The organism is Thermoleptolyngbya sp. C42_A2020_037 (genome assembly GCF_015272455.1).
Taxonomy (GTDB): Bacteria; Cyanobacteriota; Cyanobacteriia; order Elainellales; family Elainellaceae; genus Thermoleptolyngbya.
Genome location: NZ_JACYLP010000050.1, coordinates 1 through 24,198, shown reverse-complemented (window position 1 = coordinate 24,198; position 24,198 = coordinate 1). Strand labels below are relative to the sequence as shown.

The window sequence follows — 24,198 nt, the reverse complement described above, 5'->3', positions numbered from 1 at the left end:
TTTTGATTGACGTTGCACTCTGTTTACTTCGCAACTGACCGTTCAAAGACTGTCTTTTCTTCTTGTTTCTAAGGATCAATCGTTTAATAAACCCTTCGGAACCTTTGAAAATACATCCCTTGGGAAAAATACACAGAATAATTTTAAGAGGCTAAATGTGATGCTAAGCCACCATACAGAGAGCGATGCAGTGTTTACTCCAGAGCAGGTGCTAGAAAATCGCGGCCGTGTGGCCATTTTTATCGACGGGTCTAATCTGTTTTATGCCGCGCTGCAACTCGGCATTGAAATTGACTACACCAAGTTGCTCTGCCGCCTCACGGCTGGCTCTCGGCTGCTGCGGTCGTTCTTCTACACTGGTGTAGACCGCACAAATGAGAAGCAGCAGGGCTTTTTGCTGTGGATGCGGCGCAATGGCTATCGCGTGATTTCCAAAGACTTGGTGCAACTGCCGGATGGTTCCAAAAAAGCCAATCTGGACGTGGAAATTGCCGTAGACATGATGGCGCTAGTGGGGGCCTATGATACGGCGGTGCTGGTCAGTGGTGACGGCGACCTGGCCTATGCCGTGGATGCGGTGAGCTATCGGGGCGTGCGGGTGGAGGTGGTCAGTCTGCGCTCAATGACCAGCGATAGCCTGATTAACGTGGCTGACCGCTATATTGATCTGGACTCTATCAAAGAAGACATCCAGAAAACGCCTCGACATAACTATACCTATCGTCCGCTGTCGGGCATTGGGCTGGCAGACGAGCAAGAGTCAGAATAGACGCTTGGATGCAGTTAGGGGTTTGTCAGCAACCCTGGTGGATGGTGGAGATTGAACCAGCGGATCGCGCAAAATCTGTCTACTCGCAGGAGCAACAGCGGCCGGCCGTCGTCTAAGGTAGAGGCTGGGCCAGATTCAGAACCCTGAAGCGGTTCTCCTGGCTGGGCGATCGCCCCTGATGCTTCGAGTTGGGTAAAGATTGGGTGACTTTGATGCCTCGTTTTATCTCTATCTGGGCTTTGCTGACCGCAGGGTTGATGGTCGGGTTGACGGCTTGCCAGCCTAGAAACCGCGCCTCGGAGCGGCTGGCGCGGGATAGCGCTGCGGTTCAGCAAATCGATACCAACCTGACCTTCAACAACATTACGCTGGATCAGGCAGACGAACAGGGCAACACGGTCTGGCGGATTACGGCTAAGCAGGCGACCTATAGCGAAGACAAGCAAATTGCCAGGTTGACCCTGCCCGAAGGCGAGCTATATCAGGATGGAAAAGCGGCCTATCGAGTAAAGGCGCAGTCGGGTGAAATTCTGCAAAATGGCGAGAAGATTTTCCTGCGGGGCGACATCGAGGCAATCGATCTGGAAAGCAAAGCGGTGCTGAAGGCGCAGGAACTGGAGTGGATTCCGAATCGCAGCCTGTTGATTCTTCGCAAAGACCTGACGGGAACCCACCCGCAGATTCAAATCGCCGCAGACCAGGCGCAAATTTTCAACAAAGAACGCCGGATGGAACTGAGCGGGCAAGTCACTGCGACGACGACTGATCCCGTGCTGCAACTGAAGGCGGAGCGACTCGTGTGGTTGATGCAGCGAGAACAGGTGGTGAGCGATCGCCCGCTGCAAGTGACCCGGTTCTTGAACCAGCAGGTGAGCGATGTGGCCCAGGGCAACCAGGGCAATTTGAACCTGCAAACCAACGTGCTGACCCTGACCAATAGCGCTCGCATCGTCACCAGCGAACCGCCGCTACAAATTAGCAGCAATTCCCTGGTGTGGAATGTGCCGCAGGAAGTGCTGAGTACCGATCAGCCCGTGACGGTGATTCAGCGGCAGGAGCAAGTGACCCTGGCGGCGAATGCTGGACGGTTTAACCTGGGGCCGCAAACGGCGACGCTCACAGGAAACGTCCGCGCTGTGGGGCAGCGCAACCAGGCCCAACTCAATGCCAACCGACTGGACTGGAATATCCGCAGCCGCGAAGTCGTTGCCGAGGGAGATGTGGACTATCGCCAGACCGATCCACCTGTCACCATGCGGGGGCCCCGTGCCGTCGGCAAGCTCGAGCGGCAGACCGTGACCGTGAGTGGCGGGCGCGTAGTGACAGAGATTATTCCTGAAGGGCTTTGAGGTGAGGGGGAAGGCGGGAAGAAAGAAGGAAGAAGGAAGAACGAAGAACGAAGAGCGAAGAACGAAACTTCTTTGTTTCTATCCTCTAATACGCGGACTACAGCGGCACGTTTCGCGCTGGGTCGCCTAACTGCTGTTGATAGATGGGCAGGCGATCGCTCGGCTGAATTTCTGCGGGAACAGGATTCGCTTCTCCCCACTGGCTGATGAGCGCTTGCAGCAGGCGGTCTTGCTCGGCGCGGACGCTGCCCAAGTCGGCTGTGCCAATGTCGATAATGGCGAACCACACTACGCCGCGATCGCGCGTCGGCAGGGCCCCCGCCAGCGAACTGACCCGATCGAGCGTGCCCGTTTTAACTGGTGTGCCAGCCGTAATGCGGCGATCGCCCAGGGTTCCTCGTTCGCGCCCGACAACGGGAAACAGGTCAGACACGCTGAGTCCCTCTGCCTGGAGCGATCGCTGGGTTGCCGTCAGCATCGCCACCACAGCGCGGGGAGAAATCTGGTTTTCTTCGCCCAGCCCAGAGCCGTTGATCAGCCGAATTTCGCTGGCGGGTACGTTTGCTGCCGCTGCTGCCGTTCGAGCCACCGCCGAGCCACCGCCAAGCTGTTGCGCCACTGAGTCGGCAATGAAGTTGTTGCTGAAAATATTCATTGCCTTCAATACCTGCACCAGGCTGAGGGAGCGGCGTTGCAGCACGGGCGTAAAGACAGGCGGCTGGGCCAGGCTAACCACCTCACCAGCGATCGCCACGCGGGGCTGGGGCGTGCCGGGTGGAAGCTGGGTATATTGGGTCTGCGCTTCGCCTGTCCACAGGTCAGCGTTGATCCCCTGCCGCAGGAGCGCCCCGGCCGTTTGGGGATCGCCTTTGAAGTTCATGGCAAAGTCGCCTGTAATAACCAAGTTTCCCTCAACCCGCCGGATGCCCCGCTGTTCTAATGCATTTCCCAGAGCGATCGCCTCTTCCCACACAAACAGCGGATCGCCGCCGCCCTGAATCACCAGATCGCCGCGCACCACGCCATTTTCGATGGGCCCCGTCACGCCCGCGGTGGTATTGAACGTATGCGACGTACCCCAGGTTTTAAGCGCCGCCAACGTGGTCGGAATTTTGGTCAGCGAAGCGGCTGGAATCGGCTCCAGCCCCTTATGTTCGCTCAAGATTTGGCTGCCCGACTGCACCCATATCCCCTGAGCGCTGGCGGGCATTCCCATCGCCTCCAGGGCCAGCAGGTGTTGACGAAGGGCGGCGATCGCCGTTGGATCTTGCACGAGCTGCGGCTGCACCAGCGCCTCCAGCCAACTGCCGTCTTTCCAGCCCGCCCAGTCCACCACCCGCATGGGTTCAGCGGAGTTCGGCTCTGCTGCCAGCACCTCGGCAGGAAATAGCCCCATACTCAAGCAACACAGCAGGGCCAACAGCCATCTAGTGTCACCTTGCACGTTCCGGCGGTCAGATTGCCCGATTGCTGACCAATTGATTGCTGAACAATAGTTGCGGCGATTTTGCAGACCCTCTCGCAAAATGCTGACTCGCACAGCCTACCCCTGTAAATTGCAGTTGTGAATGGCGCTTGAAGACCGTCTGAACGGTACTCCTTAGTATCTTAAGCAATCAGCGTCTGAGTGTTACGGGGCGTTATTGGATTCATTATGATTCAGGCATTTGGGAAGAACTCAGGAACCCATTTGGCGATTTTAGGCAGGTGTTGTAACGTGAGTGAAGCCGGGCCTGCGCCGGATCAATGATTAGCACCCGGACTGACACTTGGGAACTGATACTTGGGAACTGAACTCATGAACCCCGACGAAATTTTGCAAGGGCTACAAAAAGGCTTTCGCGTTACTCTAGGAGCCGCCAGCACGCTGGCTGAAACGATTCAAGACAGCCAGCGGCGCGAAGAAACCCTGGCACGGCTGCGGACTGACCCCAGCGGGCTGGCAGACGATCTGGCCGCCAAAGGCGAAGTGACGGAGCAAGAGGCCCGCGCCTTTTTGGATAACCTGATGGCGCAGCGTCCAGCAGGGGCTTCCTGGAGCGGCCCATCTGGCTCTTCCAGCAGCCCAACCGCCTCGACTGGCGGTGTGCCTGTGGCCCCGCCTGATATTCAGGCAGACTTGAAAGACCTGACCGAGCAAATTTCTGCGATGCGGGCAGAACTGGAGCGGCTTCGTCAGCAAGGCAGTTAGCCTGCGTCCCCACAGCATAGTCACAAAACAGTCCTGAGGACTATCCTCAAGACTTTTCTGAGGACGATTTATTGCCAAGATGTGCAGGGAAACTTCGTAAAAAAGTTTGCGGCATCACCTCTGGAAATACTGCTGTGTTCTCAGGACTGTCCTGCAAACACTCCTGCCATTGAGCCTCGCAGGACGATTTTTAGAAAAGTTCGCCGAAACGATTTTAGGAAAGTCTTGTTGTCTTGAGGACTTTCCTGGGAACCAGCCTGAGAACTAGATCGTGGGAAATCTCTCAGCAGGCGTTTACTCATTTTTCAGGGAGTCCTAAGGACTATCCTCAGGACTTTTCTGAGGACAGAATTGCGTCAAAGTCTGTGGGGAAAGTCCTGAGGAAAGTATTTAGGAAAGTATTTAGGAAAGTATTTAGGAAAGTTCTAAAAGTCCTCAGGACTGTCCTCAGGACATGCTATAGTTTTAACTGACAGTGGGAGTTACGCAGTTGGGCGATTTCTTGTCGGCGCAGCCCGCGAGAAATCCTCCAAAACCCAAGAACCATATCGCAAGTGCGTAAGTCCTGTGACAGAAAAGGCTAAAGGGTTCAGGAAGATCAGCCCCCACTGGTGGGTCGAGCTTCCGCTGGCGGACAAATGCCAGAGCAACTGATAGCCCATCACCTTGGTCAACCCTCAGCCCAAAGCTGTGCCAAAAACTAAGGTGATGCCAGTGCGAACACCAACATCACCCAAGAAAAAGAAAGAACGAACAATCGAAAAAATCGAGTGTATTGAATATGCAAAGTTGAGCCAGCCTGACCGCTGGCTTTTTTATTTTACAGGCTTCTACGTATGACGCAAAGGGGCCTGATGACTTTCATAACGGTTTAACGGTTTAGCTGTCTAATTTTGCTAACCGTACTCAACTTCGCTCTTTCGAGACTTTCCAGGCAATTTCTCCACCCGCTCGATATCCCGACTTGGTAAACGTAAATCCGGCTTCTGAAAAGCGATCGCCATAATACTGCATTTCCGAAATTGACAAATCTAGTAGATCAGCGATCTCGGAGGTTCGCATCAGCCAGCCGTTTCGCGCTGCGTCTTCCAGCTTTTGGTAATAGGCGAGGGGGTCTGGAGGTGGTTGGAGGCGATTAGCAAACTGAGCGGCGATCGCCGACACCAGATTAATCATGTCGGGTTGTACTTTAGACAGTCCTGAGGAATCTCCAGAAGACAAGTTTTGGGCAGGCTGAATGCCCCGGCTTTCCAGAAATTCGGGCATCGTGCCGCCAGATTTGATGAACTGGTGCAAGTCGTCGAGCAGGCGCAATTGTTCGGCATTGACATAGGACTTATTACCGACCTTTTGAGGATCAATGCCCAGATCGTTCAGCCGTTTGTAGACAGCGCTTTTGACCAGTCCATATCGCTGCATCAGTTGATTGACTGGGATTCGATCGATTTCGCCGCCATTCATCTGCTTTCCTCTGGACAGTCCTGAAGACTATCCTCTCAGTATCGCGTATGATTCCGTCCTATGAAAAGTCCTAAAGAAAGTCTGCTATGGCAAAGGACAGAGGAACAGGGCCGGGAGCAAAAGGCGAAATAATCAGCGTAATTCAGGTGAGGCAAGGATTCTACAGGTGTATAACCTGATCCTGAAGTCGTGCGTGAAGCGGGCCAAAGCTATGCCAAACTTTTTCCACTAACTTGTCCACTAGCTTGTCCAGCAGACAGTCCTGAGGAATGTAATTTGGTGGTGTATCTCTGTCCTCAGGACTATCCTGAAGACTGTTCTGAATTGGACAAACGGATTCCTGAAAAGCTTCCCGATTCGTTCCTGGCTAGCGCGTCAGCAGCACAAACACCGTCTGCATCAGCCCCACAACCACACCCAAAATGCCGCCCAGGTTCACGATGCCCTGGAGTTCACTTTTCACGATGCCCTGGATGGCGGCTTCCAGGTTTTGTGGCGAGGTGGCTTTGACGCGATCCATGATGACCTGCTCTAGGTTCAAGATGGGAATTGCCTGTTTTACGATCGCCTCTAGATCCCGCTCCAGATAGCGTTCCAAGACCAGGGCCAGTTCCTTGCTCACAGGTTCCAGCGAACTGTTCACCGCTTCCGAGGCCCGCAGTCGGTTTACCAGTAACCCCGCCACCTTATCCCAATCGACCGAATTGCTCAGCCCCATCAGCAACTCTTCGCCCTGGGTTTGCAAATAGTGGCGGAAGTTGTCGCGCAGCGTCCGGCGCAACTGGCGCACAGTGGCCACGGGCAGGTTTTGCAGCGATAGATTTTGCAGCACTTCCCGCAGCCGATCCTGAATATTCAGCGTGCGGATGAGTTCCTTAATCACTGCATTGCTGGCATCGGGTTCATCCAAGCAGTGGGTTCGCAGGCGCACTAGCGCATTTCGCACGCCAAACAGGTTAGCCACGACCCAGTAGGTGCCGCTGGTTTTTGACCGAAAGCTTTCGTCGATGATCTGAATATTCCGATCGGTGAGGAAGTCAATTACGCCCTGGCGCAGCACGTCTGGGGGCAGCACTGCCTCCAGCATCCATTTGGAAAGCTGCTCGGCCTGCGACTGAGAAAACTGAAACTCCAGCAATACTTGGTCAAATAGCTGATTGAGCTGGGCTTCTAGAAAATCTTCGCGCCGTGCTAGCACCTTGATCGTGCGGGGCAATGACTGCCCCACCAGATCGTGCAGAATATTGGAGACAATTTTGACCGTGCGCTGCTCATTGCCCTGCTGAATCTGGGTCAGGGTGAGCGACAGGAGCCACTGAATCGCTGCTTGCACGCGCTCTGGTTGCAGCAGCCGCCGAGCAATGTTTTGCAGTTCTTCTGGGGTTAGCAGCGATCCGAGAATGGCGTTGGAAATGCGCTGCGCCAGCCGCTCCTGGTTTGCCGGAATCAGCCCCGGCGTGAAGGGTAGTCGCCGTCCACCGATGTAGATGGGCTTGTAGGGACGAAACAGCATTTTGATGGCGATGTCATTGGTGAAATAGCCAATGATGCCGCCAAGAATGGGAGGTGCAACGAGGATGATAAGAGACTGGAGATTCAACAGATACCGCGTGGCAGGGTGAGGACTGGTCTGCCAATTTCGACGATACCGCTTTCTAAGGGGCAGGTGCCAGGTTTGGGGGGGCAGTAGGCGAGGAGGTGGTACGGCTCTGGAGGACAGCCGTGGTTTCCACGCCTCTAAAATTTACCTCTGCCCCTGGAAGCTTTTTCCTGTATTTTGACCTAATGGCTCACTAGGTGTGTTTCTACGACAGAAACCAGGTGTGCTGTCCAGTGGTCTACCAAGTCAGCGTGGGCGGCTTCTACCATGACGCGGATGACGGGTTCGGTGCCCGAGGCGCGGACGAGGATGCGACCGCGATCGCCCATGTCGGATTCTGCCAGGGCGATCGCCCGTTGCAGCGGTTCGCAGGTGTGCCAGTTCAGACGGCGATCGCGGTCTTCCACGCGCACATTCCGCAGCAGTTGCGGATAGGTCTGGAAACTCTGATCGCGCAGGTCTGCTAGCGACAAGCCCGACTGCTTCACCAATGCCGCTAGGTGCAGCGCCGTCAGCATTCCGTCACCCGACACCGAATAATGCGGGCAAAGAATATGACCCGACTGCTCACCGCCTAGCTTTGCGCCCCGCTTCACCATTTCAGCGTGAACATACTGGTCGCCCACGGCAGTTCTCACCAGGGTTCCGCCCTGCGCTTCCCAGGCCCGCTCAAAGCCTAGATTTGCCATCACGGTGGAAATCAGCGTGTCACTGGGCAGTTGTCCTGCCTGACGCAGCGCGTTACCCCAGAGAAACAGGACGTAATCGCCATCAATAACACGCCCCTGGCTGTCTACGGCCATCATCCGATCGGCATCGCCATCAAAGGCAAAGCCCATGTCGGCCTGATGCTCTAGAACCGCAGCCTTGAGAGAAGCCAGATGGGTCGAGCCGCAGTTGACGTTGATGCGATCGCCATCGGGGGCATCGTGCAGGCAAATCACCTCAGCGCCCATTTCGCGGAATACCCGTTCACCCAGGTTTGCTGCTGCGCCCCAGGCCAGATCCAGCACAATTTTTAGCCCTGCGAGGCTGTCTTGGGGTTGGAAGGGCTGATGTAGGGATGCAACGTAATCTTGTAGCAGTTCTGGGCGATCGCAGCACAGGCCCGTATTCGTCAGAGCAGGGGTGCTTTCCAGGGGCGATCGCAGCGCCGATTCGATTTGGGCTTGCAATTCTGGAGCCAGCTTTGCCCCCTGGCTGCTAAAAAACTTGATGCCGTTGTCTTCGGGCGGGTTGTGGCTGGCGGAAATCATCACGCCGCCCGTCGCCCCTAGCGTGCTAGCCAGATAGGCCACCGCCGGAGTCGGGCACAGGCCCAGGTTCCACACCTCCAGCCCTGCGGAGGCCAGCCCCGCCGACAGCGCTGCCGACAGCATATCGCTAGAGTTGCGCGAATCTTGTCCCAAAATCATCGGGCCCGCCTCGGACGTTTTCAGCACTTGCCCTGCTCGGTAGCCAACCTGAAACGCCAGTGGAGCCGTCAGCAAATCCCCCGCCCGTCCGCGAATTCCGTCTGTGCCAAACAGCTTGCCCGCCGGTAGCGCAAGGGGACTCCAAAACTCATCAACCGCCCGTCCGCTTGCTGGAACGCGATCCGCAAGGCGAGACAACCCCGACCATACAGGAGAAACGACCATAACCTAGCACTCCAGAAAAATCACTCCACACACATGAGGAGAATAGCACTTTGTTGGTTAAGAAGATTAAATACCTATTGACAGATGTTTCGATAGGTTGATGACTCTGAAGACAGATTTTTCGAGCAAGGGCGTGTAGTACTTTGCGGTGGCGGGTTGGGGGCGTCCGGAGGGTTTTGGGGGGAGACGGAAAAAGCGAAAACGGAAAAACGAAACATCATTACTAGGCAAGGAAGAAGGAAGAAGGAAGAAGGAAGAAGGAAGAACGAAGAAGGAAGAACGAAGAACGAAAACTGGATCTCCTTACCCTTTTCCCTCTTCTTTGTTTCCTTCTTCTCCCAACCTCTTGGCTCCTGTTATAAGTCAGACTTGCCAGCTTCGATCAACAACTTCTGCTCAGGGACTTCCTTGGGGATGTTTTGCGGTGCGTGGTTTCGGATTTTGGCAGGGCTGTTTAAGATAAGGCCAAAGGCGATCGCCCGTGGGCCAGGTTCCACGCACCGTTCCCAATTCAGCGCGAGGCTCTAGTCTGTATGGCTTCTCCACTCTGGCCCTATGTCACCTCTGGCATTCCTGACGACCGCTTTGAGCAGTTGCCCGGAATTCCCCTGACCAAACGCGAAATTCGGGTGCTGCTGCTGTCGCAACTGCGGCTGCGGCCGGACGCGGTGCTGTGGGATATTGGCGCGGGCACAGGGACGATTCCGGTCGAGGTGGGGCTGCGGTGTCCTTTGGGAAAGGTCTATGCCATCGAGCGCGACGAGGAAGTGGCCAGCTTGATTCGCCGCAACTGCGATCGCTTTGGCGTAAAAACGGTGGAAGTGGTGGAGGGCAGCGCCCCAGAGTGCCTGAGCGAGCTAACGGATGCGCCGGATTGCGTGTGCGTGGAGGGGGGGCGATCGGTGAAGGCGATTTTGCAGGCGGCGTGGAGCTATTTGCTGCCGGGGGGACGCATCGTGGCGATCGCCACTAACCTCGAAACGCTCTATGCCATCTCAGAATGTCTCGCCAGCCTCCAGGTTCGCAATGTGGAAGTGGTGCAGTCGGTGATCAACCGCCTGGAAAATCGCGGCATTCATCAGGTGTTTGCAGCGCTTGACCCCATGTTTATCGTCAGTGGCGAAAAAGGAGAATGACCGAATCTCCCCTAGTTGCTTCTGCCGTTCTAGCAACCCGCATCTTACCAAGTTTTCCTTCCTCCCTCTTCGTTCTTCCTTCTTCGTTCTTCGTTCTTCCCTCTTCCTTCTTCGTTCTTCCCTCTTCCTTCTGCCGTTTTAGCGACACGCGCTCCGCTGAGAGCGCCCTTACAATATGTAAACGAAACCCATAAATAAGACCGCAGATGGGTGTGTTTATGAAGGATGCACGCCAAAGTGTGCCAGAGTAGTCTTTAACCTCCGCTTACGTCCTTCTTTACGGTTTCTTTATTGCTATCGATTGCTCCATCTTTTAACTCTCTATGGCATCGCCCCGAGTTCTCAGCGCTATCATCGCCATCATTCTTGCTTTGGGAATGGTGTGTTTGGGCGGGTGGTATTTCACCCTGGGCGTTGCGCTGATGGTGTATTTGGGGCAATTAGAGTATTTCCAGCTTTGCCGCGCCAAGGGCATGGCTCCGGCTGCCAAGACGACGCTAGCCGTCAGCCAGCTCATTCTGGTAACGGCCACGCTCTCCCCCACGCTGGCTGATGCGGTGGTGCCCGTCGCCGGAACTTGCATTTGCTTTTACCTGCTGTTTCAGCCCAAACTGGCGACGATCGCCGACATTTCTGCCTCCATTTTGGGGCTATTCTACGGCGGCTATCTGCCGAGCTATTGGGTGAGGCTGCGATCGCTCGGCCAGGCAGACGTGAGCAACCTGCCGCTAAATGGCTTTTTGCCCCTCTCCTGGGACGATTGGCAAGCCCTACCACCGGGGCTGACGACGATGCTGATTGCCTTTGGCTGCATCTGGGCTGCGGATATTGGAGCCTATGTGTTTGGCAAACTGTTTGGCAAAACGCGCCTGTCGGCTATCAGCCCCAAGAAAACCGTAGAAGGGGCAGTGCTGGGGGTGTTGGGCAGCGTCGCGGTTGGGACAATCGGATCTTGGCTGCTGCGGTGGCCAGGCTTTCCCCTCACGGGTATGGCGCTGGGACTCATCATCGGCATTGCTAGCCTGCTGGGTGACCTGACGGAATCGATGATGAAGCGCGACGCGGGCGTAAAGGATTCTGGGCAACTCATTCCGGGGCATGGTGGCATCCTCGATCGCGCCGATAGCTATGTGTTCACCGCGCCACTGGTTTACTATTTCGTCACGCTCCTGCTTCCACTGCTGCCCGCATAGGACAGAAATCCTATGTTTGTCTTTGTGTAGACTTTACTTGCGGGCAAACTTGCGGGCAAAGAGGACAGCAGCATGGATACGGCTTCAGGATTGACCTACGCCGTCTTGGGCACGGGGGCGTTGGGCGGCTACTATGGCGCGTGTTTGCAAAAAGCAGGGCTGGAGGTTCACTACTTATTGCGGAGCGATTTTGACCTGGTGCGGCGGCAAGGGCTGGTAATCGAGTCGCCGGATGGGGATTTTGTGCTGCCGCAGGTGAATGCCTATCGGCGATCGCCCGATATGCCGCGCTGCGATGTTGTGATTGTGGCGCTGAAGACGACCCAAAATCATCTGCTGCCAGACCTGCTACCGCCTGTGGTGAAGGATGATGGCGTGGTGCTGGTGCTGCAAAACGGGCTGGGGGTAGAGGCTGAAGCAGCGGCGATCGCCGGCCCAGAGCGCGTCCTGGGTGGGTTGTGTTTCCTCTGCTCCAACAAAGTCGGGCCGGGGCACATTCGCCACCTGGACTACAAGAAAATTGCGATGGGGGAATACAGCGCGGCGGGGGAGGCGGTAGGCATTACCAACCGACTGCGGCGGATCGCGGCAGACTTTGAGCAGGCGGGCATTCCCATTGAGCTAGCCGAAGATTTGGTGCTGGCCCGCTGGAAAAAGCTGATGTGGAATATTCCGTTTAATGGTCTGTCTGTGGTGCTGAACGCGACTACACAAGAGATGATGGCCAACTCCGATGCGCGATCGCTCGCCGAGTCGCTGATGGAAGAGGTGATGAAGGGGGCAGCGGCACAGGAACGGGCGATCGCCCCCGACTTTGTGCAGACCATGCTGGATCACACGGCAAAAATGAAGCCCTATCGCACCAGCATGAAAATCGACTACGACGAAAAACGCCCGCTGGAAGTCGAAGCGATGTATGGCAATCCGCTGCGGGCGGCTCAGGCGGCAGGGGTTCACTTGCCTCAGATTCAAACGCTATATCAACAACTGCGGTTTCTAGACGCGCAGAATCGGGGCTTGTAGCGGGGCGAGCGAGAATTCTCTGAAAGTGGTTTAATACTGGTTTGGGAGGCTGCTGGCAGGGCAAAGGATGTGGTAGTTTTCGCGTCGTAGTCAAAGATTAGTTAATCTATCCGCAAGTTTTCTTGCATGGTTTTGCCTGAGATGGCCGACACAAGACAACGTAAGATGTTAGTCGGCAGTATTTCTTAACAAGGTCAACCTGTGAAGCTGTTCGTTTTCCACACACCGGAACTGATTCCTTCCGGCAAAACGCCCGACTGTGCGATCGCCATCGACGTACTTCGGGCAACCAGCACTATGGCCACCGCACTCAACGCTGGAGCCGAAGCGGTTCAGGTGTTTAGCGACCTCAACGAACTGATGCGGGTGAGCGAATCTTGGGCCCCTGAGAAGCGGATTCGGGCGGGAGAACGGGGCGGCGCAAAGGTAGAAGGGTTTGACTTTGGCAACTCGCCGCTGGACTGCACGCCAGAGGTGGTGACGGGGCGGCGACTGTTCATCAGCACCACGAACGGCACTCGTGCGCTGACCTCGATCCAGTCTGCCGAAACGGTGATCGCCGCTGCACTGGTCAACCGTCAGGCTGTTGTGGATTATCTGCTGGCCCGCCGCCCCGAAACCGTGTGGCTGGTTGGCTCTGGCTGGGAAGGGTCATTTTCGCTGGAGGATACGGTCTGTGCAGGGGCGATCGCCCATCGGTTGCAAGCCGAACTCGGCGTTCCGCTAGAAGACCTCGCGGGCAACGACGAACTGATCAGCGCAGTAAGTCTCTACAGCCAGTGGCAGGATCGCCTGCTAGAACTCTTGCACCACGCCACCCACGGCAAACGCCTGCTGCGCCTGCACTGCCACGAAGATTTGAAATACTGCTCCCAGACAGATGTGCTGAATGTACTACCTATCCAGCGGGAGCCGGGGGTGTTGGTAAAGCACGAAAGCTTGATTGGGGTTGCGGGGTAACTCACTGTGGGGTGACGCAGCGGTGGCGCAGCGGTGGCGTAGTGGACGCAGCCGTGACGCAATAGCCGTGACGAAATAATCGAGGGTTGGGCATAGCGTATGAGTCAACTCCAGCAGCATGTCGCCTGCTTAATATTTCGCAATATACTGGAGGGTGAGGTGTCTAAATATCAGTACCCCCGATGATTCTGGAACCTGCCCAGCGGCGCAAGCTTGACGAAACAGACGATGCGCTGTTCTACGACTATCCGCGTTTCGTGACCCATGTAGACGACGGGTTTATTCAGCAGTTGACCGATCTGTACCGGGAACGGCTGAAGCCGGATACTCGCATTTTTGACATGATGAGTAGCTGGGTATCTCATTTGCCAGAGGAGATGACGTTTGCCCACGTCGAGGGGCACGGCATGAACTCAGAAGAGTTGGCGAAAAATCCTCGGCTCGATCACTATTTTGTGCAAAATTTGAACCAGAATCAGCTTTTGCCGCTGCCCGATCAGTCCTTTGATGCGGTGCTGAATACAGTGTCGGTGCAGTATCTACAGCGACCGGAGGCTGTGTTTGCCGAAATCTATCGCATTCTGAAACCAGGTGGCCTTGCCATCATCAGCTTTTCTAACCGGATGTTTTTCCAGAAGGCAATTCAGGTGTGGGTAGAAGCTTCGGAACCGCAGCGGGTAGAACTGGTAAAGCGTTACTTCGAGCAGATTCCTGGCTTTGGTCAGATTGAGACGATTGCTCGTCAGCCGTCAGTGCCCCCGTTTCTGCAAATGCTGGGTATGGGCGGGGGCGATCCGTTTTATGCGGTGATGGCTGAGCGAGTGAGCTAGAGGATTTTGGATTTTGGGCTGGCTGGCGTATGCGTAAAAACCGAACCCTGATGTGAAGTAATAACAGGACGGCTGAGCTACAGACCCTCCAGCATACGGATCGTTGGGTTACATACACTTGTTTAGTTACATACAAGTTGGTTACATACGCTTAGTTCCGTACGCTTGAGAGACCGACCCAGATAGCACAGATCGAAGATACATACGATACATATACATACGATACATACAAGAGAGAGTAGATACGAGATTCGCAAGATCTCCGGCCGACCTTTAAGTCAACCTTGCAGATACTTTCCGCAGATCTCTGGTTTCTTTTGAAAGTGATGGGTTTACTGGGAATCCATTGACACGAATTGATAGAGACCAGGGATCTGTAGGTGTGGCAATTTGTTTTAGAGGTTGTTTTACGGACTGCACCGATCGGTGCAAGTTAACTGGAGGCGCTGGTGTAGAATCGCAGGGCGAAGCGCCAGAACTGTTGGGCAAAGAGGAACAGGGCGATCGCCAGCCCAGCGGATGCGCCAATCCAGCCCCAGGCAGTGCGACCCAGCAGCGCCTCAGCGGGAATTGTGGTGAGAAACGCTACGGGCACGATGAAGGTAAAGAAGAATCGATAAGCAGCGGGATAGGCAGCCGTGGGAAAGCGCCCCGCCTCCAGCAAGCCCCGCAGCACTTCCGTCACATTATACACCTTGACGAACCAGATGCTGGTGGCTCCCAGGATAAACCACAGGCTGTAGAGGGTGACCAGCCCCAGGGCGAGGGCGATCGCCCCCAGACCATAGGTGCCAGCGGGCAGGCCCAGCCGCGACCCCGCGTAGCCTAGAATAATCAACCCAAACATCAGATCCGGGATGCCCCACGGCGACACGGTGCGGGTAGACAGCCAGAATTGGGCGCTGATGGGCTTTAGCAAGACAAAATCCAGCGTGCCCAACTGAACCTGTTTCACAATCTGGCTGAGGTTGGGCGAGAGGAAGGTGGCGGAAAAACCTTGGAGCAGCGTGAACATGGCCAGCACGACCAGCGCCTCTTCCCAACTCCACCCCTGAAAGCTGTAGCCTGTGCGGTAAAAGAGGAACAGTCCGAACAGGCTGCCCGCCAAGCTGCCCAGGCTGCTGAGCGTGGCCAGCACGAAGTTAATCCGATATTCCAACTCGGCGGCGATCGCCGTTTCCCAAAATAGCCCCAGCACGCGCAGATGACGGCGGAGGTAGGGCAGCAGTCCAGGTCTTCTTGCAAGCCTGTCAGGGCGCTGTGTCATGGGTTTCTAAGGTTGACTGAGGTGAGCGCGGGCCCGGTCGAGGGCCTGACGCACCTGGTTGAACCCCGTGCCGCCGTAGCTGTTGCGGGCAGAGACAACGCGGGCAGGGGCGATCGCCTCGTAGATATCCTGCTCAAAGGCGGGATGTAGCGACTGCCATTCTTCCAGCGTCAGATCTTTCAGCAGTTTGCCTGCTGCCAGAGAGGTTTTCACAACCTTGCCCACCAGATTGTATGCCTCACGGAAGGGCACGCCCTTGGCAGCGAGGTAGTCTGCCACGTCGGTCGCGTTGGAAAAGTCTTCGGCGACGGCGCTGTTCAGCCGCTCGGTGCGAAACTCCATGCCCTCTTGCAGCAAGATGGTCATCGCCTCCAGGCAGCCGCGCACCGTCTTTACCGCGTCGAACAGGGCTTCCTTGTCTTCCTGCAAGTCTTTGTTGTAGGCCAGGGGCAGTCCCTTCATCAGCACCAGCAGGGCTTGCAAGTGCCCAAACACACGCCCAGTTTTGCCGCGCACCAGTTCTGGCACATCGGGATTTTTCTTTTGGGGCATGATGCTGGAACCCGTGGAACAGCTATCTTTCAGCGTCACAAAGCTAAACTCCTCCGAGGCCCAGAGGATCACCTCCTCCGACAGGCGCGACAGGTGAACCATGATCAGGCTGGCGGCGCAGAGAAACTCGATGGCAAAGTCGCGATCGCTCACCCCATCCAGGCTGTTGGAATATACGCCGCCAAAGCCTAGCAGCTCGGCAGAATAGTGGCGATCGATCGGGAAGGTCGTGCCTGCCAGCGCCCCAGACCCCAGCGGCAGCAGATCAACCCGACGATAGACATCGCCTAGCCGCTCCCAGTCGCGCTGCGCCATGTCGAAATAAGCCAGCAGGTGGTGTGCCAGACTCAGCGGCTGCGCCCGTTGCAGGTGCGTGTAGCCAGGAATCAGCGTTTCCACATGCTGTTCTGCCAGGGCAAATAGCACCGACTGAAACTGGCGCAACTGCTGGCGGATCTGCCCAATCTGGTCGCGCAGATAAAGCCGCGTGTCGGTGCCCACCTGGTCATTGCGCGATCGCGCGGTGTGCAGCTTTTTGCCCACATCGCCGACAATTTCTGTCAGCCGCCGTTCCACAGCAAAATGCACGTCCTCCGCGTCGATGCCGGGGTTAAATTGTCCCGATCGATATTCCTGGCGAATTTGCTCTAGCCCGGCCACCAACTGTTCGCCCTCTTCGGGAGAAATAATGCCTGTGTGAGCCAGCATTTTGGCGTGGGCTTGCGAACCCGTCAGGTCATATTCGATTAGCTCGATGTCGAAGCCGATGCTGGCGTTAAAGCGGGCGATCGCCGGATGCAAAGCCGACTCAAATCGCTGGCTCCAGGTTTGCTGCGGAGAAGGATTGACCAAAATCTTGTCCTAAGAGTAAATTCTCAGATAAATGTTCAGCAATTGGTTTAGCAATTGCCCTTGCGGTGGGCCTGCCCTTGCTATGGGGTTCAGCTATGGGGTTTAGCTATTGCTGCCAGTTTTGACGACTCCTGCCTGACGTTGCTGCATTAAAAGAGACGATTCTGAGTCGTTCGCGCTACCTAAAACCGCTTAATGCCTGCTGATGAATCTAGCCGTAGGTTGTAAAGCCGCGCAGCAGATAGCCAATGACAATGCCAATCAGCAGTGCCCAAACCTGGCCAGTCTTTACAAAATTGTCTGCTGCCCGCCGCACCCCAGCAAATACGTCCGTATCAAACTGTTGTGCCAGCGTTGGGTAATCAAAGTGCCAGTGCCAGAGCAGCCCGTCGGGAGCCAGGCTCCAGCTTGCAGGGTCGGCAAAACCAGGGACACTAGAAACCCACGTCAAGGCGTGATGCGCCAAATCGATCCACATCATGGGGATTGAAGCCTCGTGAAATAATCCTGAAGCGACCGCTGATTTGCGGCAGCCATAAAATACTACGGAATATACCGTAATTTGCAAGCGTTTGATCCAGCTATGGTGCTGGATTGCTAGAAGGCTTGGCGCTCAATCCCCGCTTAGAATCTTCCCTTAAAGTGTTCCGAAAGTTTGCCGACCCCTTCTGGGCGATCGCCCCTAGCGTTGCAGCCCGATCACGCCGTCCAAATCGGCTCCGGTAAAGTTTGCACCCGTCACATTAGCATTCGTCAGGTTCGCATCTTCCAGATCTGCGCGGGTCAAGTTCGCATTTTGCAAATTCGCACCTGTTAAGTTGGCTTCTTCCAGATCCGCATTGGTCAAATTAGCCCCACTCAGGTTGGCATTGCTCAGGTCTGCTTTTTCGAGGTCAGCCCCTGTCAGGTTGGCGTTGCTCAGGTCTACGCCGCGAAGATCTGCCCGTTCCAGATCAACCCCTTGGAGGTTGCAGCCGACACACTGGCGCGTAGAGAGCAACTGGCTAAGGGGGTCACTACCCGTTGTTGCCTGAGCGATGGGCTGGTTGTCAACGGGCTGGCTTGCAGCGGGATTGGAACTATCCTGGGCAGCGGTTGGCACTGGCTGGGCCGGGTTCGCGCCCTGGGGAGCGGTTTGGGAATCCGCAGGGGCTTGATTCGGGGCTGGGTCAACCTGGGTGGGCGGTGTTGGAGGGGTGAGGGCACAACCCACCATTCCTGCGGAAACAAGGGCGATCGCCCCGCCTGCCAGCCGTCCATAGTTTTTGAAAGCCATGAATATACCTAAACCAATTAGCTACATCCACACCTTATTCAACAGGCTGACAGCAGTTCATCCGCTGAAGGTTGTCAATTTTAGCAGCCCGACCAGAGTTTTTTACAACTTTAGAAATAGTCCAAATTGCGTAGACGGGCACTCATTTAGGACTCAAGCATAGAAACCGGAACTGCGGCTCGCCTGTTTTAGCTCCACTATTCGACCTTGACCCGCATGACGATTAGCGTCATGTCGTCGTTAGCATTGCGCCCTTCTCCGACAAACTGCTGGACTTGCCCAAATAAATACTCCAGAATTTCCTGTGGGCTGCTGTAGGCCTGGCAGGCATATTCAACATCTTTCACCAAGTTTTCTTCATCGTAGCGATCGCCATTCGGGCTAGCCGCATCAGTAAATCCATCGGTGAAATAAATGACTGTATCACCCGGAGCCAACTGCACCTGCGCGTCGAAATACTGCGTATCCACATCCAGCCCAATCAGCATTCCCAGCGTGTCTAGCCGGGTAATTTTGCCTGTCGCGGCTTGCCACAGCAGCGGCGGGTTGTGGGCAGCGTTGCTATAGGACAAGACCTGGGTTTCGGTGTTGTATTCGGAATAAAACAGCGTCACAAAGCGGTTAGAGTTCTCTAAATCCGCGTACATGACGTGGTTTAAGTGCTGCAAAATCCGCGAGGGCTGGTGTCCGTTTAGCACTTCTGCCCGCAACATTCCCCGCAGCATGGTCATAATCAGCCCCGCCGGAACGCCCTTGCCCATCACGTCGCCAATCGTAATACTCCAGCGGTTGCAGCTGCTCAGCGTGCCCTTTTTGGCGCGTACCTGGTCATAGTTCACCGGGATGAAGTCGTAATAGTCGCCGCCGACGCGGTTGGCGTTTTTGCAGCGGGCTGCCAATTCCAGTCCTTCAATTTGGGGGCACTGGCGGGGCAAAAGCTGCCGCTGGATTTCTTCGCCAATTTCTAGCTCTCGATCCAGGCGCTCTTTTTTGCGGAGTTCGACAGTGAGTTCGTCTGTGGCGATCGCCACCGCTGTCTGATCCGCCACCAGCCTCACTAGCTTCTGCCGCGTCTCAGTCCACTCATAGTTCGGATCATAGCTAAAAACGTAGAGCCGTCCCCGCTCCTCGTTTTTAGACAAAATTGCCGTGCCAAACATCTGCACGTCTGCCCCCAGGTAGCGATTCACCTGATAGTCGAGGGATGCTGTCAAATCAGCCGATGGAACCAGTGTCGTTCCCCCCGTCGGGGGCGAAGCCGTAAGCTGCAAGGTAGCCGTTTCCAGCGCCTTGCGAATGGTTTGACAATTGCGCCCATCTTGGCAGTGAATCCGCTCAAGGCGCAATTGCCCATTGGGGCGGAATAGGATTAGGGCCCCCCCGTCGGCATCGGTCACACGACTGGCAATCAGCGGGGTCAGCTCTAAAAACTGATTGAGGTTGGTGAAGCTTCGCAGCGCAAACCCCAGAGAACTCAGTAGATCCTGAACCTTGTTATGCTCCCGGTTTAGCCGAGACACGAGTTCCTTCAGCGCAAACACGGGCGTGATGTCTGGCGCGGGCGTGCCGCCAGGCAAATCAGGCGATTGTGAAGGCTGTCGTGGAACGGGAACGGTGGTCATGCGAGGCTTGGTTCGAGGCTTGACAGAAACCAGTTAGAACTGGGGTTGCAATTGTGGAAATTGCTCTATGGAAATTGCCTGTAAGGTCACACTAGAAAGGCGATGAACTTTGATCAGGTTTTATCGAGTGTACACAGAATTGACAGGAGAACAACCTGGGAAAGATTTCTTAACCGGAGTATAGGACGATTTTGCGGTTATGGCCAGTTTCGCCAGACAGAGCCAAGACTGAATAGGTTGTATTGACTAGGAGAACGCCTGAGTGCGGATCTGGTTGAGTCTGGCTCTGATTCAGATTTGGCACTCGATAAAGCCTCGATAAAGCAATGGATTCGGCAAAGCTTATGAAGGCTATGCCGCTCTCCTACTAATTTCCTACTAATGAGGGATCGATTACAGGGTTACTACAGAACCTGTCCTGGCAATCCCGTATGAAGATACTGCTCTGTTGAAGGAGATGATTAGGTTTTGGGCTAGAGCAAAGTGCCAGAGCCGTTACGGGGGTTTTAGAAAACCTTTGCTGGGCACAAGGTAAAGTTTTGCAAAAGCTGGATGCCCATTGGTGATGAGTTTTATGACGGAGTGGAGTTAGGGCGATCGCCCCCCATCCAGCCATAGTCTCCAGACGATGTTCAATGGCAAGCTCTTTTGATAATGGCGACCTCGCGGCCATTCCTTGGCGGCTATTTCAGTTGTCCGTCTTCTAGGTACAGCACTCGGTCAGCAACGTCCATAATTCGAGGATCGTGCGTCACGATGAGAACGGTGCGTCCCCGCTCTTTGGCAAGAGTGCTGAGCAGATCGATCACGGCGTGCCCGCTCGTAGAGTCGAGGGCTGCCGTGGGTTCGTCTGCCATAATCAGCGGCGGGTTTCCGGCTAGGGCGCGGGCGATCGCCACTCGCTGTTTCTGTCCGCCAGAGAGGTTCTTGGGCAGGTTTTTGGCGCGACTGCCCAGCCCTACGGCTTCTAGCAGCGACAATGCCTCGTGGCGGGCTGCCTTGCCGCGAATGCCCTTCATCTCCAGCGCCAGTTCGATATTTTCCAGAGCTGTGAGCGCTGGAAACAGGTTAAAGCCTTGAAAGATGAAACCGATGTTTTGCAGGCGAAATTGCGAAAGCTGCGATCGCGACATTGCAGTAATTTCCTGACCTAGCAGACGAACGCTACCGCCTGAAGGAGTCAGGATGCCTGCCAGGATCGAGAGCAGCGTCGTTTTGCCAGAGCCAGACGGCCCCATCAAGAGTTGAATGCTGCCTGCGGGAATTTCCAGGTTAATGTTACTGAGTGCTTGAAACTGCTCGGCTCCTTCTCCGTACACCATTTCTACGCCGCGAGTGGCGATCGCCTCCGACACAACAGGTGTCAGCTCTCGCTCTGCTAAATACTGAGACGGCAGAGGCACTGCGAGGGATGAAGCTAGATTCAGATGCGATACAGTCATGAACTTAGAACGTAAACGGCAGCGTGATCCACAACAACAGGTCGATCAAGGACTAAACCACGAAACTGTGAGGCACTCAGTTACTTCAATCCAACCCTGACACCGGGTGTTCGAGCGTGTTCAAAATCCAGGCAACACCAGATGTCAAAATAAACTGTCAAAAGCTAGCCTACAGTTCTAATAAACTTGAAATCCTAAAGAAGGTATCTCACTAGACTGCAAATATAGACTGCAAAACTAGTTAACAGGTTGCATACCTTGAGACGTGTCTCTCACTTCTCGCGATAACTTCACGATAGTTTGAATGCTCAAAAGTTGCCTTCACCCAGTTGACGGAACCCCTATTTTCTGTAGACGAAGACCTCAAACCTTTTCTAATCAATGCTTCACATGCAAAACCCCCACATTCCGAATTTGTCTCTCTTTGGGCAGGTCTAAATCCAGATAAACTTCAACTTGAGTTGCAAATCAGCGCCCCTGCCATAAACCGTTCTTAATCTTTATCTAGTGTAATAAGCCTTTCTACGCACACTCCGTAACCCTAGACACGAAAATATTTGCGTTTTTATAAAGTTTTGATTGGGCTTAAATAGCCCATCTAGCCTTCTAAACCGCAACCCTCTAAGCCTTGAACACAATGGCCGGGTCAACATGGGTCACTTTCTGAATTGCAAACAATGCTGAAGTGACGCACATGCCAACCGTAATGCCCAAAATGCCAACGGCGGTCACTGGTGTAATCAGAATCGTGATGCCCTGCGTTGCAAAAGTCCAGGCTCCTAACCCTAGACACAGTGCCACGCTGGGAATGTAGCCCAAAATCGCCATCCATAGCGCTTGCTCAATGATGATGCGATAAATTACCCAGTCGGATGCGCCCATCGCTTTTAATGTGCCAAATTCTCGAATATGGTCGGCGACCGATGAGTATAAAATTTGTCCTACAATTACCATTCCCACAATGACACCCACAGTAGCGCCTAAGCCTAATACAAAGCCGATCCCCGTGCGCTGCACCCAATACTTCTGTGTCAAATCAGACATTTCTGCTTTGGTATAAGCCTTGGTATTGGGTAAGGCTTGTTCTAATCGGCGCTTCAGCGCTTCCAGATCGGTTCCAGGTTCTGCTTTGACTAAGACGTAGGTAATGACATCTGTGGGAGAGAGGGCGCGGGGTTCTGGCACCGCATCGGGATTGATCGTCCGCTCAAACAGGTTGCTACAAATTAGTTGACCGTCCTGTAAACGGCAGCTTGTGGTAGACGTATAGGCAGAATTCAGGTAGGCATTTGCGTTTTTGAGTGAAGTAAAAACGTAGGTGCTGGATGCAATCGATTGCGTGCCTCGTGTAAAGCCAACCACTCGTGTTGGCAACGAGCCAATATTGGCGCGATCGCCCACCTGGCTGACGTGGATCGACGCTCGGTTTGCTTGATCCGGGATCACGGTATAGGGCTGCTGCAAATCCTCGACCCTGCCCTCCGACAGGTTGCCATAGTTAAACAGACGGCTAGCCGGGTCGAACCCAATAATTTGCACAGTGGAAATGTCGCCGCTGGGACTCCGCCACGTTGTGGTTCGCGTAATCATCGCCTCAGCCAAGGCGACCCCTTCTACCTCTTGTGCCTGCTGCATCATTCCCGCCGGAATTGGGAGCGTAAGCTGTAGATTCACCATTTCCTGGGCCCCAACCCAGATATCTGCGCTAGAGCCGTCAACTAAGGTGCTGGTCGAGCGGCTAAATCCGTTCAAAATGCCTGTCTGAATCGTTACCAGACTAACAGCAAACATAATCCCGGCCTGGGCTACGAGAAACCGGGGAATATCCTCAAACAGATTTTTGCGAGCAACTGAAGCCATGCGGTAGACCGGCCCAGCGGGCCGCTGAGGGCAGATTCAGTAAACGAAGTCAAACCCGTATGCAGAATTGGCACGCAGATTTGTACGCATACACCTCTTCACTGTACGTTGCTGAGTGGTTGGAACTGTGCCAAGTTGTGCCACTCGGCGTAACTGTCTGGAATTACTGTCTGGAATTAAAGTCGGTGGCTTATACCCGCACTTGGTCAGACATAAACGTAGCTCTGGTCATCAGGTGTGAAATGAGTCTACGGTAAGGAGCAGATAAGAAGCTTAGACACCGCTGAACCTATCTCACACAATCTCAATTCCCCATGCAAATCCATCGTCTTCCGGCCCTGTCGGACAATTACATCTTTGTGTTGTATTTCCCTGATACGCATCAAGCGGCCGTTGTCGATCCTGCGGAAGCAGAGCCAGTCTTGAACTGTTTGCTCAGCCTGGATGCTCAGCTTGTGGCAATTTTGAATACGCATCACCACCGAGATCATGTCGGGGGCAACCTGGCACTGTTGCAGCGGTTTCCCGATGCAGTGGTCTACGGTGGCGCAGAAGATCGGGAACGGATTCCAGGACAGCAGGAATTTTTGAAGGAGGGCGATCGCATTGTGTTGGGCGATCGCCCAGCCAACATCCTCTTCGTCCCCGGCCACACCCGCGCCCATATTGCCTACTACTTTCCACCCGCCAAATCAGAGCAGTCAGGCGACCTGTTCTGCGGAGATACTCTGTTCGCAGGCGGCTGCGGACGCTTATTTGAAGGCACCCCCACTCAGATGGTTCACTCGCTGTCCAAACTCCGTGCCTTGCCAGACAACACAAGCATCTGGTGCGCTCATGAATACACGTTGAAGAATCTTCAGTTTGCGCTCTCGGTCGATCCCAAAAACCAGGCTCTAGAACTGCGCTACCAGGAAACACTCCGCCAGCGACAGCTTCAACAGCCCACAGTGCCATCACTCTTAGCAGTCGAAAAACAAACCAATCCCTTTCTGCGATGGGATACACCCGCACTCCAGGCAGCCATGAACACATCAGACCCCGTGCAAAGCTTTGCTCGCTTACGAGGAAAGAAGGATATGTGGTAGCTAAAGAATGTCTGAGAAAGAAAAAAGGCTTAATGGGCGATCGCCCCCTTCCAGGCTCCAAAAGTCTTATCTACCGGGGGTTTTCAG

General features: G+C 54.8%; 20 protein-coding genes. 9 read left to right on the top strand and 11 right to left on the bottom strand.

Going from position 1 to position 24,198, the window contains the following annotated elements:
- Nucleotides 1-160: 160 nt before the first annotated feature.
- Together IGS16_RS18355 and lptC are read left to right on the top strand one after the other, a co-directional pair.
- Entirely contained in the window at nucleotides 161-769 is a 609-nt protein-coding gene (locus IGS16_RS18355; protein ID WP_068507431.1) for an NYN domain-containing protein, read from the top strand.
- A gap of 212 nt (nucleotides 770-981) precedes the next feature.
- Complete coding sequence (lptC, locus tag IGS16_RS18350; protein ID WP_297087920.1) at nucleotides 982-2,118, top strand: LPS export ABC transporter periplasmic protein LptC; 1,137 nt, start codon at nucleotides 982-984, stop codon at nucleotides 2,116-2,118.
- A gap of 97 nt (nucleotides 2,119-2,215) precedes the next feature.
- Here the strand turns inward: lptC and IGS16_RS18345 are convergent, their stop codons facing one another.
- Nucleotides 2,216-3,514 carry a D-alanyl-D-alanine carboxypeptidase gene (locus IGS16_RS18345; protein ID WP_297087918.1) on the bottom strand — a complete coding sequence of 433 codons (1,299 nt, stop codon included), beginning with the start codon at nucleotides 3,512-3,514 and terminating at the stop codon, nucleotides 2,216-2,218.
- A gap of 402 nt (nucleotides 3,515-3,916) precedes the next feature.
- Between IGS16_RS18345 and IGS16_RS18340 the strand changes: the two genes are divergently transcribed.
- The gene (locus tag IGS16_RS18340) at nucleotides 3,917-4,309 is read left to right on the top strand and encodes a hypothetical protein (RefSeq protein ID WP_297087916.1); all 393 of its coding nucleotides are present in this window, start codon (nucleotides 3,917-3,919) and stop codon (nucleotides 4,307-4,309) included.
- Nucleotides 4,310-5,215: 906 nt separating this feature from the next.
- On the opposite strand, the gene IGS16_RS18335 is transcribed toward IGS16_RS18340, so the two are convergent.
- From IGS16_RS18335 to glmM, 3 genes are all read right to left on the bottom strand, one after another.
- Entirely contained in the window at nucleotides 5,216-5,770 is a 555-nt protein-coding gene (locus IGS16_RS18335) for a hypothetical protein (RefSeq protein WP_297087914.1), read from the bottom strand.
- A 367-nt stretch (nucleotides 5,771-6,137) separates the two neighbouring features.
- The gene (locus tag IGS16_RS18330; RefSeq protein ID WP_297087912.1) at nucleotides 6,138-7,370 is read right to left on the bottom strand and encodes a DUF445 family protein; all 1,233 of its coding nucleotides are present in this window, start codon (nucleotides 7,368-7,370) and stop codon (nucleotides 6,138-6,140) included.
- Between the two features lie 182 nt (nucleotides 7,371-7,552).
- Nucleotides 7,553-9,010 (bottom strand): phosphoglucosamine mutase, encoded by a 1,458-nt coding sequence (gene glmM / locus IGS16_RS18325; protein WP_297087910.1) that lies wholly within the window; start codon nucleotides 9,008-9,010, stop codon nucleotides 7,553-7,555.
- 533 nt (nucleotides 9,011-9,543) lie between these two features.
- Between glmM and cbiT the strand changes: the two genes are divergently transcribed.
- The 5 genes from cbiT to IGS16_RS18300 all read left to right on the top strand — a co-directional run bounded on the left by cbiT (nucleotide 9,544) and on the right by IGS16_RS18300 (nucleotide 14,152).
- On the top strand, nucleotides 9,544-10,146 hold the full coding sequence (gene cbiT / locus IGS16_RS18320) for a precorrin-6Y C5,15-methyltransferase subunit CbiT (RefSeq protein WP_297087908.1): 603 nt from the start codon (nucleotides 9,544-9,546) through the stop codon (nucleotides 10,144-10,146).
- Between the two features lie 323 nt (nucleotides 10,147-10,469).
- Nucleotides 10,470-11,339 (top strand): phosphatidate cytidylyltransferase, encoded by an 870-nt coding sequence (locus IGS16_RS18315; protein ID WP_297087906.1) that lies wholly within the window; start codon nucleotides 10,470-10,472, stop codon nucleotides 11,337-11,339.
- Nucleotides 11,340-11,411: 72 nt separating this feature from the next.
- Nucleotides 11,412-12,362, top strand: coding sequence for a putative 2-dehydropantoate 2-reductase (locus IGS16_RS18310; RefSeq protein ID WP_297087904.1), 951 nt, complete (start codon nucleotides 11,412-11,414; stop codon nucleotides 12,360-12,362).
- Nucleotides 12,363-12,563: 201 nt separating this feature from the next.
- Nucleotides 12,564-13,322, top strand: coding sequence for a 2-phosphosulfolactate phosphatase family protein (locus tag IGS16_RS18305; protein ID WP_297087902.1), 759 nt, complete (start codon nucleotides 12,564-12,566; stop codon nucleotides 13,320-13,322).
- A 182-nt stretch (nucleotides 13,323-13,504) separates the two neighbouring features.
- Nucleotides 13,505-14,152 carry a class I SAM-dependent methyltransferase gene (locus tag IGS16_RS18300; protein ID WP_297087900.1) on the top strand — a complete coding sequence of 216 codons (648 nt, stop codon included), beginning with the start codon at nucleotides 13,505-13,507 and terminating at the stop codon, nucleotides 14,150-14,152.
- 433 nt (nucleotides 14,153-14,585) lie between these two features.
- Here the strand turns inward: IGS16_RS18300 and IGS16_RS18295 are convergent, their stop codons facing one another.
- The 7 genes from IGS16_RS18295 to IGS16_RS18265 form a co-directional block, all read right to left on the bottom strand.
- Complete coding sequence (locus IGS16_RS18295; protein ID WP_297087898.1) at nucleotides 14,586-15,419, bottom strand: ABC transporter permease; 834 nt, start codon at nucleotides 15,417-15,419, stop codon at nucleotides 14,586-14,588.
- 6 nt (nucleotides 15,420-15,425) lie between these two features.
- Complete coding sequence (gene argH / locus IGS16_RS18290) at nucleotides 15,426-16,823, bottom strand: argininosuccinate lyase (protein WP_297087896.1); 1,398 nt, start codon at nucleotides 16,821-16,823, stop codon at nucleotides 15,426-15,428.
- A 211-nt stretch (nucleotides 16,824-17,034) separates the two neighbouring features.
- On the bottom strand, nucleotides 17,035-17,304 hold the full coding sequence (locus IGS16_RS18285; RefSeq protein WP_297087894.1) for a hypothetical protein: 270 nt from the start codon (nucleotides 17,302-17,304) through the stop codon (nucleotides 17,035-17,037).
- Between the two features lie 201 nt (nucleotides 17,305-17,505).
- Nucleotides 17,506-18,099 carry a pentapeptide repeat-containing protein gene (locus IGS16_RS18280; protein WP_297087892.1) on the bottom strand — a complete coding sequence of 198 codons (594 nt, stop codon included), beginning with the start codon at nucleotides 18,097-18,099 and terminating at the stop codon, nucleotides 17,506-17,508.
- A gap of 197 nt (nucleotides 18,100-18,296) precedes the next feature.
- Complete coding sequence (locus tag IGS16_RS18275) at nucleotides 18,297-19,721, bottom strand: PP2C family protein-serine/threonine phosphatase (protein WP_297087890.1); 1,425 nt, start codon at nucleotides 19,719-19,721, stop codon at nucleotides 18,297-18,299.
- 683 nt (nucleotides 19,722-20,404) lie between these two features.
- Nucleotides 20,405-21,163, bottom strand: a complete 759-nt coding sequence (locus IGS16_RS18270) for an ABC transporter ATP-binding protein (RefSeq protein ID WP_297087888.1) — start codon at nucleotides 21,161-21,163, stop codon at nucleotides 20,405-20,407.
- Between the two features lie 621 nt (nucleotides 21,164-21,784).
- Complete coding sequence (locus IGS16_RS18265) at nucleotides 21,785-23,023, bottom strand: FtsX-like permease family protein (protein WP_297087886.1); 1,239 nt, start codon at nucleotides 23,021-23,023, stop codon at nucleotides 21,785-21,787.
- 314 nt (nucleotides 23,024-23,337) lie between these two features.
- On the opposite strand from IGS16_RS18265, the gene gloB reads away from it, so the two are divergent.
- Entirely contained in the window at nucleotides 23,338-24,111 is a 774-nt protein-coding gene (gloB, locus tag IGS16_RS18260) for a hydroxyacylglutathione hydrolase (protein WP_297087884.1), read from the top strand.
- The last annotated feature ends 87 nt before the right edge of the window (nucleotides 24,112-24,198 follow it).

Excerpts from the sequence above, each read along its gene's own strand:
- IGS16_RS18355 (WP_068507431.1), top strand. The coding sequence starts at position 161 with ATGCTAAGCCACCATACAGAGAGCGATGCAGTGTTTACTCCAGAGCAG.
- lptC (WP_297087920.1), top strand. The coding sequence starts at position 982 with ATGCCTCGTTTTATCTCTATCTGGGCTTTGCTGACCGCAGGGTTGATG.
- IGS16_RS18345 (WP_297087918.1), bottom strand. The coding sequence starts at position 3,514 with ATGGGGCTATTTCCTGCCGAGGTGCTGGCAGCAGAGCCGAACTCCGCT.
- IGS16_RS18340 (WP_297087916.1), top strand. The coding sequence starts at position 3,917 with ATGAACCCCGACGAAATTTTGCAAGGGCTACAAAAAGGCTTTCGCGTT.
- IGS16_RS18335 (WP_297087914.1), bottom strand. The coding sequence starts at position 5,770 with ATGAATGGCGGCGAAATCGATCGAATCCCAGTCAATCAACTGATGCAG.
- glmM (WP_297087910.1), bottom strand. The coding sequence starts at position 9,010 with ATGGTCGTTTCTCCTGTATGGTCGGGGTTGTCTCGCCTTGCGGATCGC.
- cbiT (WP_297087908.1), top strand. The coding sequence starts at position 9,544 with ATGGCTTCTCCACTCTGGCCCTATGTCACCTCTGGCATTCCTGACGAC.
- IGS16_RS18315 (WP_297087906.1), top strand. The coding sequence starts at position 10,470 with ATGGCATCGCCCCGAGTTCTCAGCGCTATCATCGCCATCATTCTTGCT.
- IGS16_RS18310 (WP_297087904.1), top strand. The coding sequence starts at position 11,412 with ATGGATACGGCTTCAGGATTGACCTACGCCGTCTTGGGCACGGGGGCG.
- IGS16_RS18300 (WP_297087900.1), top strand. The coding sequence starts at position 13,505 with ATGATTCTGGAACCTGCCCAGCGGCGCAAGCTTGACGAAACAGACGAT.
- IGS16_RS18295 (WP_297087898.1), bottom strand. The coding sequence starts at position 15,419 with ATGACACAGCGCCCTGACAGGCTTGCAAGAAGACCTGGACTGCTGCCC.
- IGS16_RS18285 (WP_297087894.1), bottom strand. The coding sequence starts at position 17,304 with ATGATGTGGATCGATTTGGCGCATCACGCCTTGACGTGGGTTTCTAGT.
- IGS16_RS18280 (WP_297087892.1), bottom strand. The coding sequence starts at position 18,099 with ATGGCTTTCAAAAACTATGGACGGCTGGCAGGCGGGGCGATCGCCCTT.
- IGS16_RS18275 (WP_297087890.1), bottom strand. The coding sequence starts at position 19,721 with ATGACCACCGTTCCCGTTCCACGACAGCCTTCACAATCGCCTGATTTG.
- IGS16_RS18270 (WP_297087888.1), bottom strand. The coding sequence starts at position 21,163 with ATGACTGTATCGCATCTGAATCTAGCTTCATCCCTCGCAGTGCCTCTG.
- IGS16_RS18265 (WP_297087886.1), bottom strand. The coding sequence starts at position 23,023 with ATGGCTTCAGTTGCTCGCAAAAATCTGTTTGAGGATATTCCCCGGTTT.
- gloB (WP_297087884.1), top strand. The coding sequence starts at position 23,338 with ATGCAAATCCATCGTCTTCCGGCCCTGTCGGACAATTACATCTTTGTG.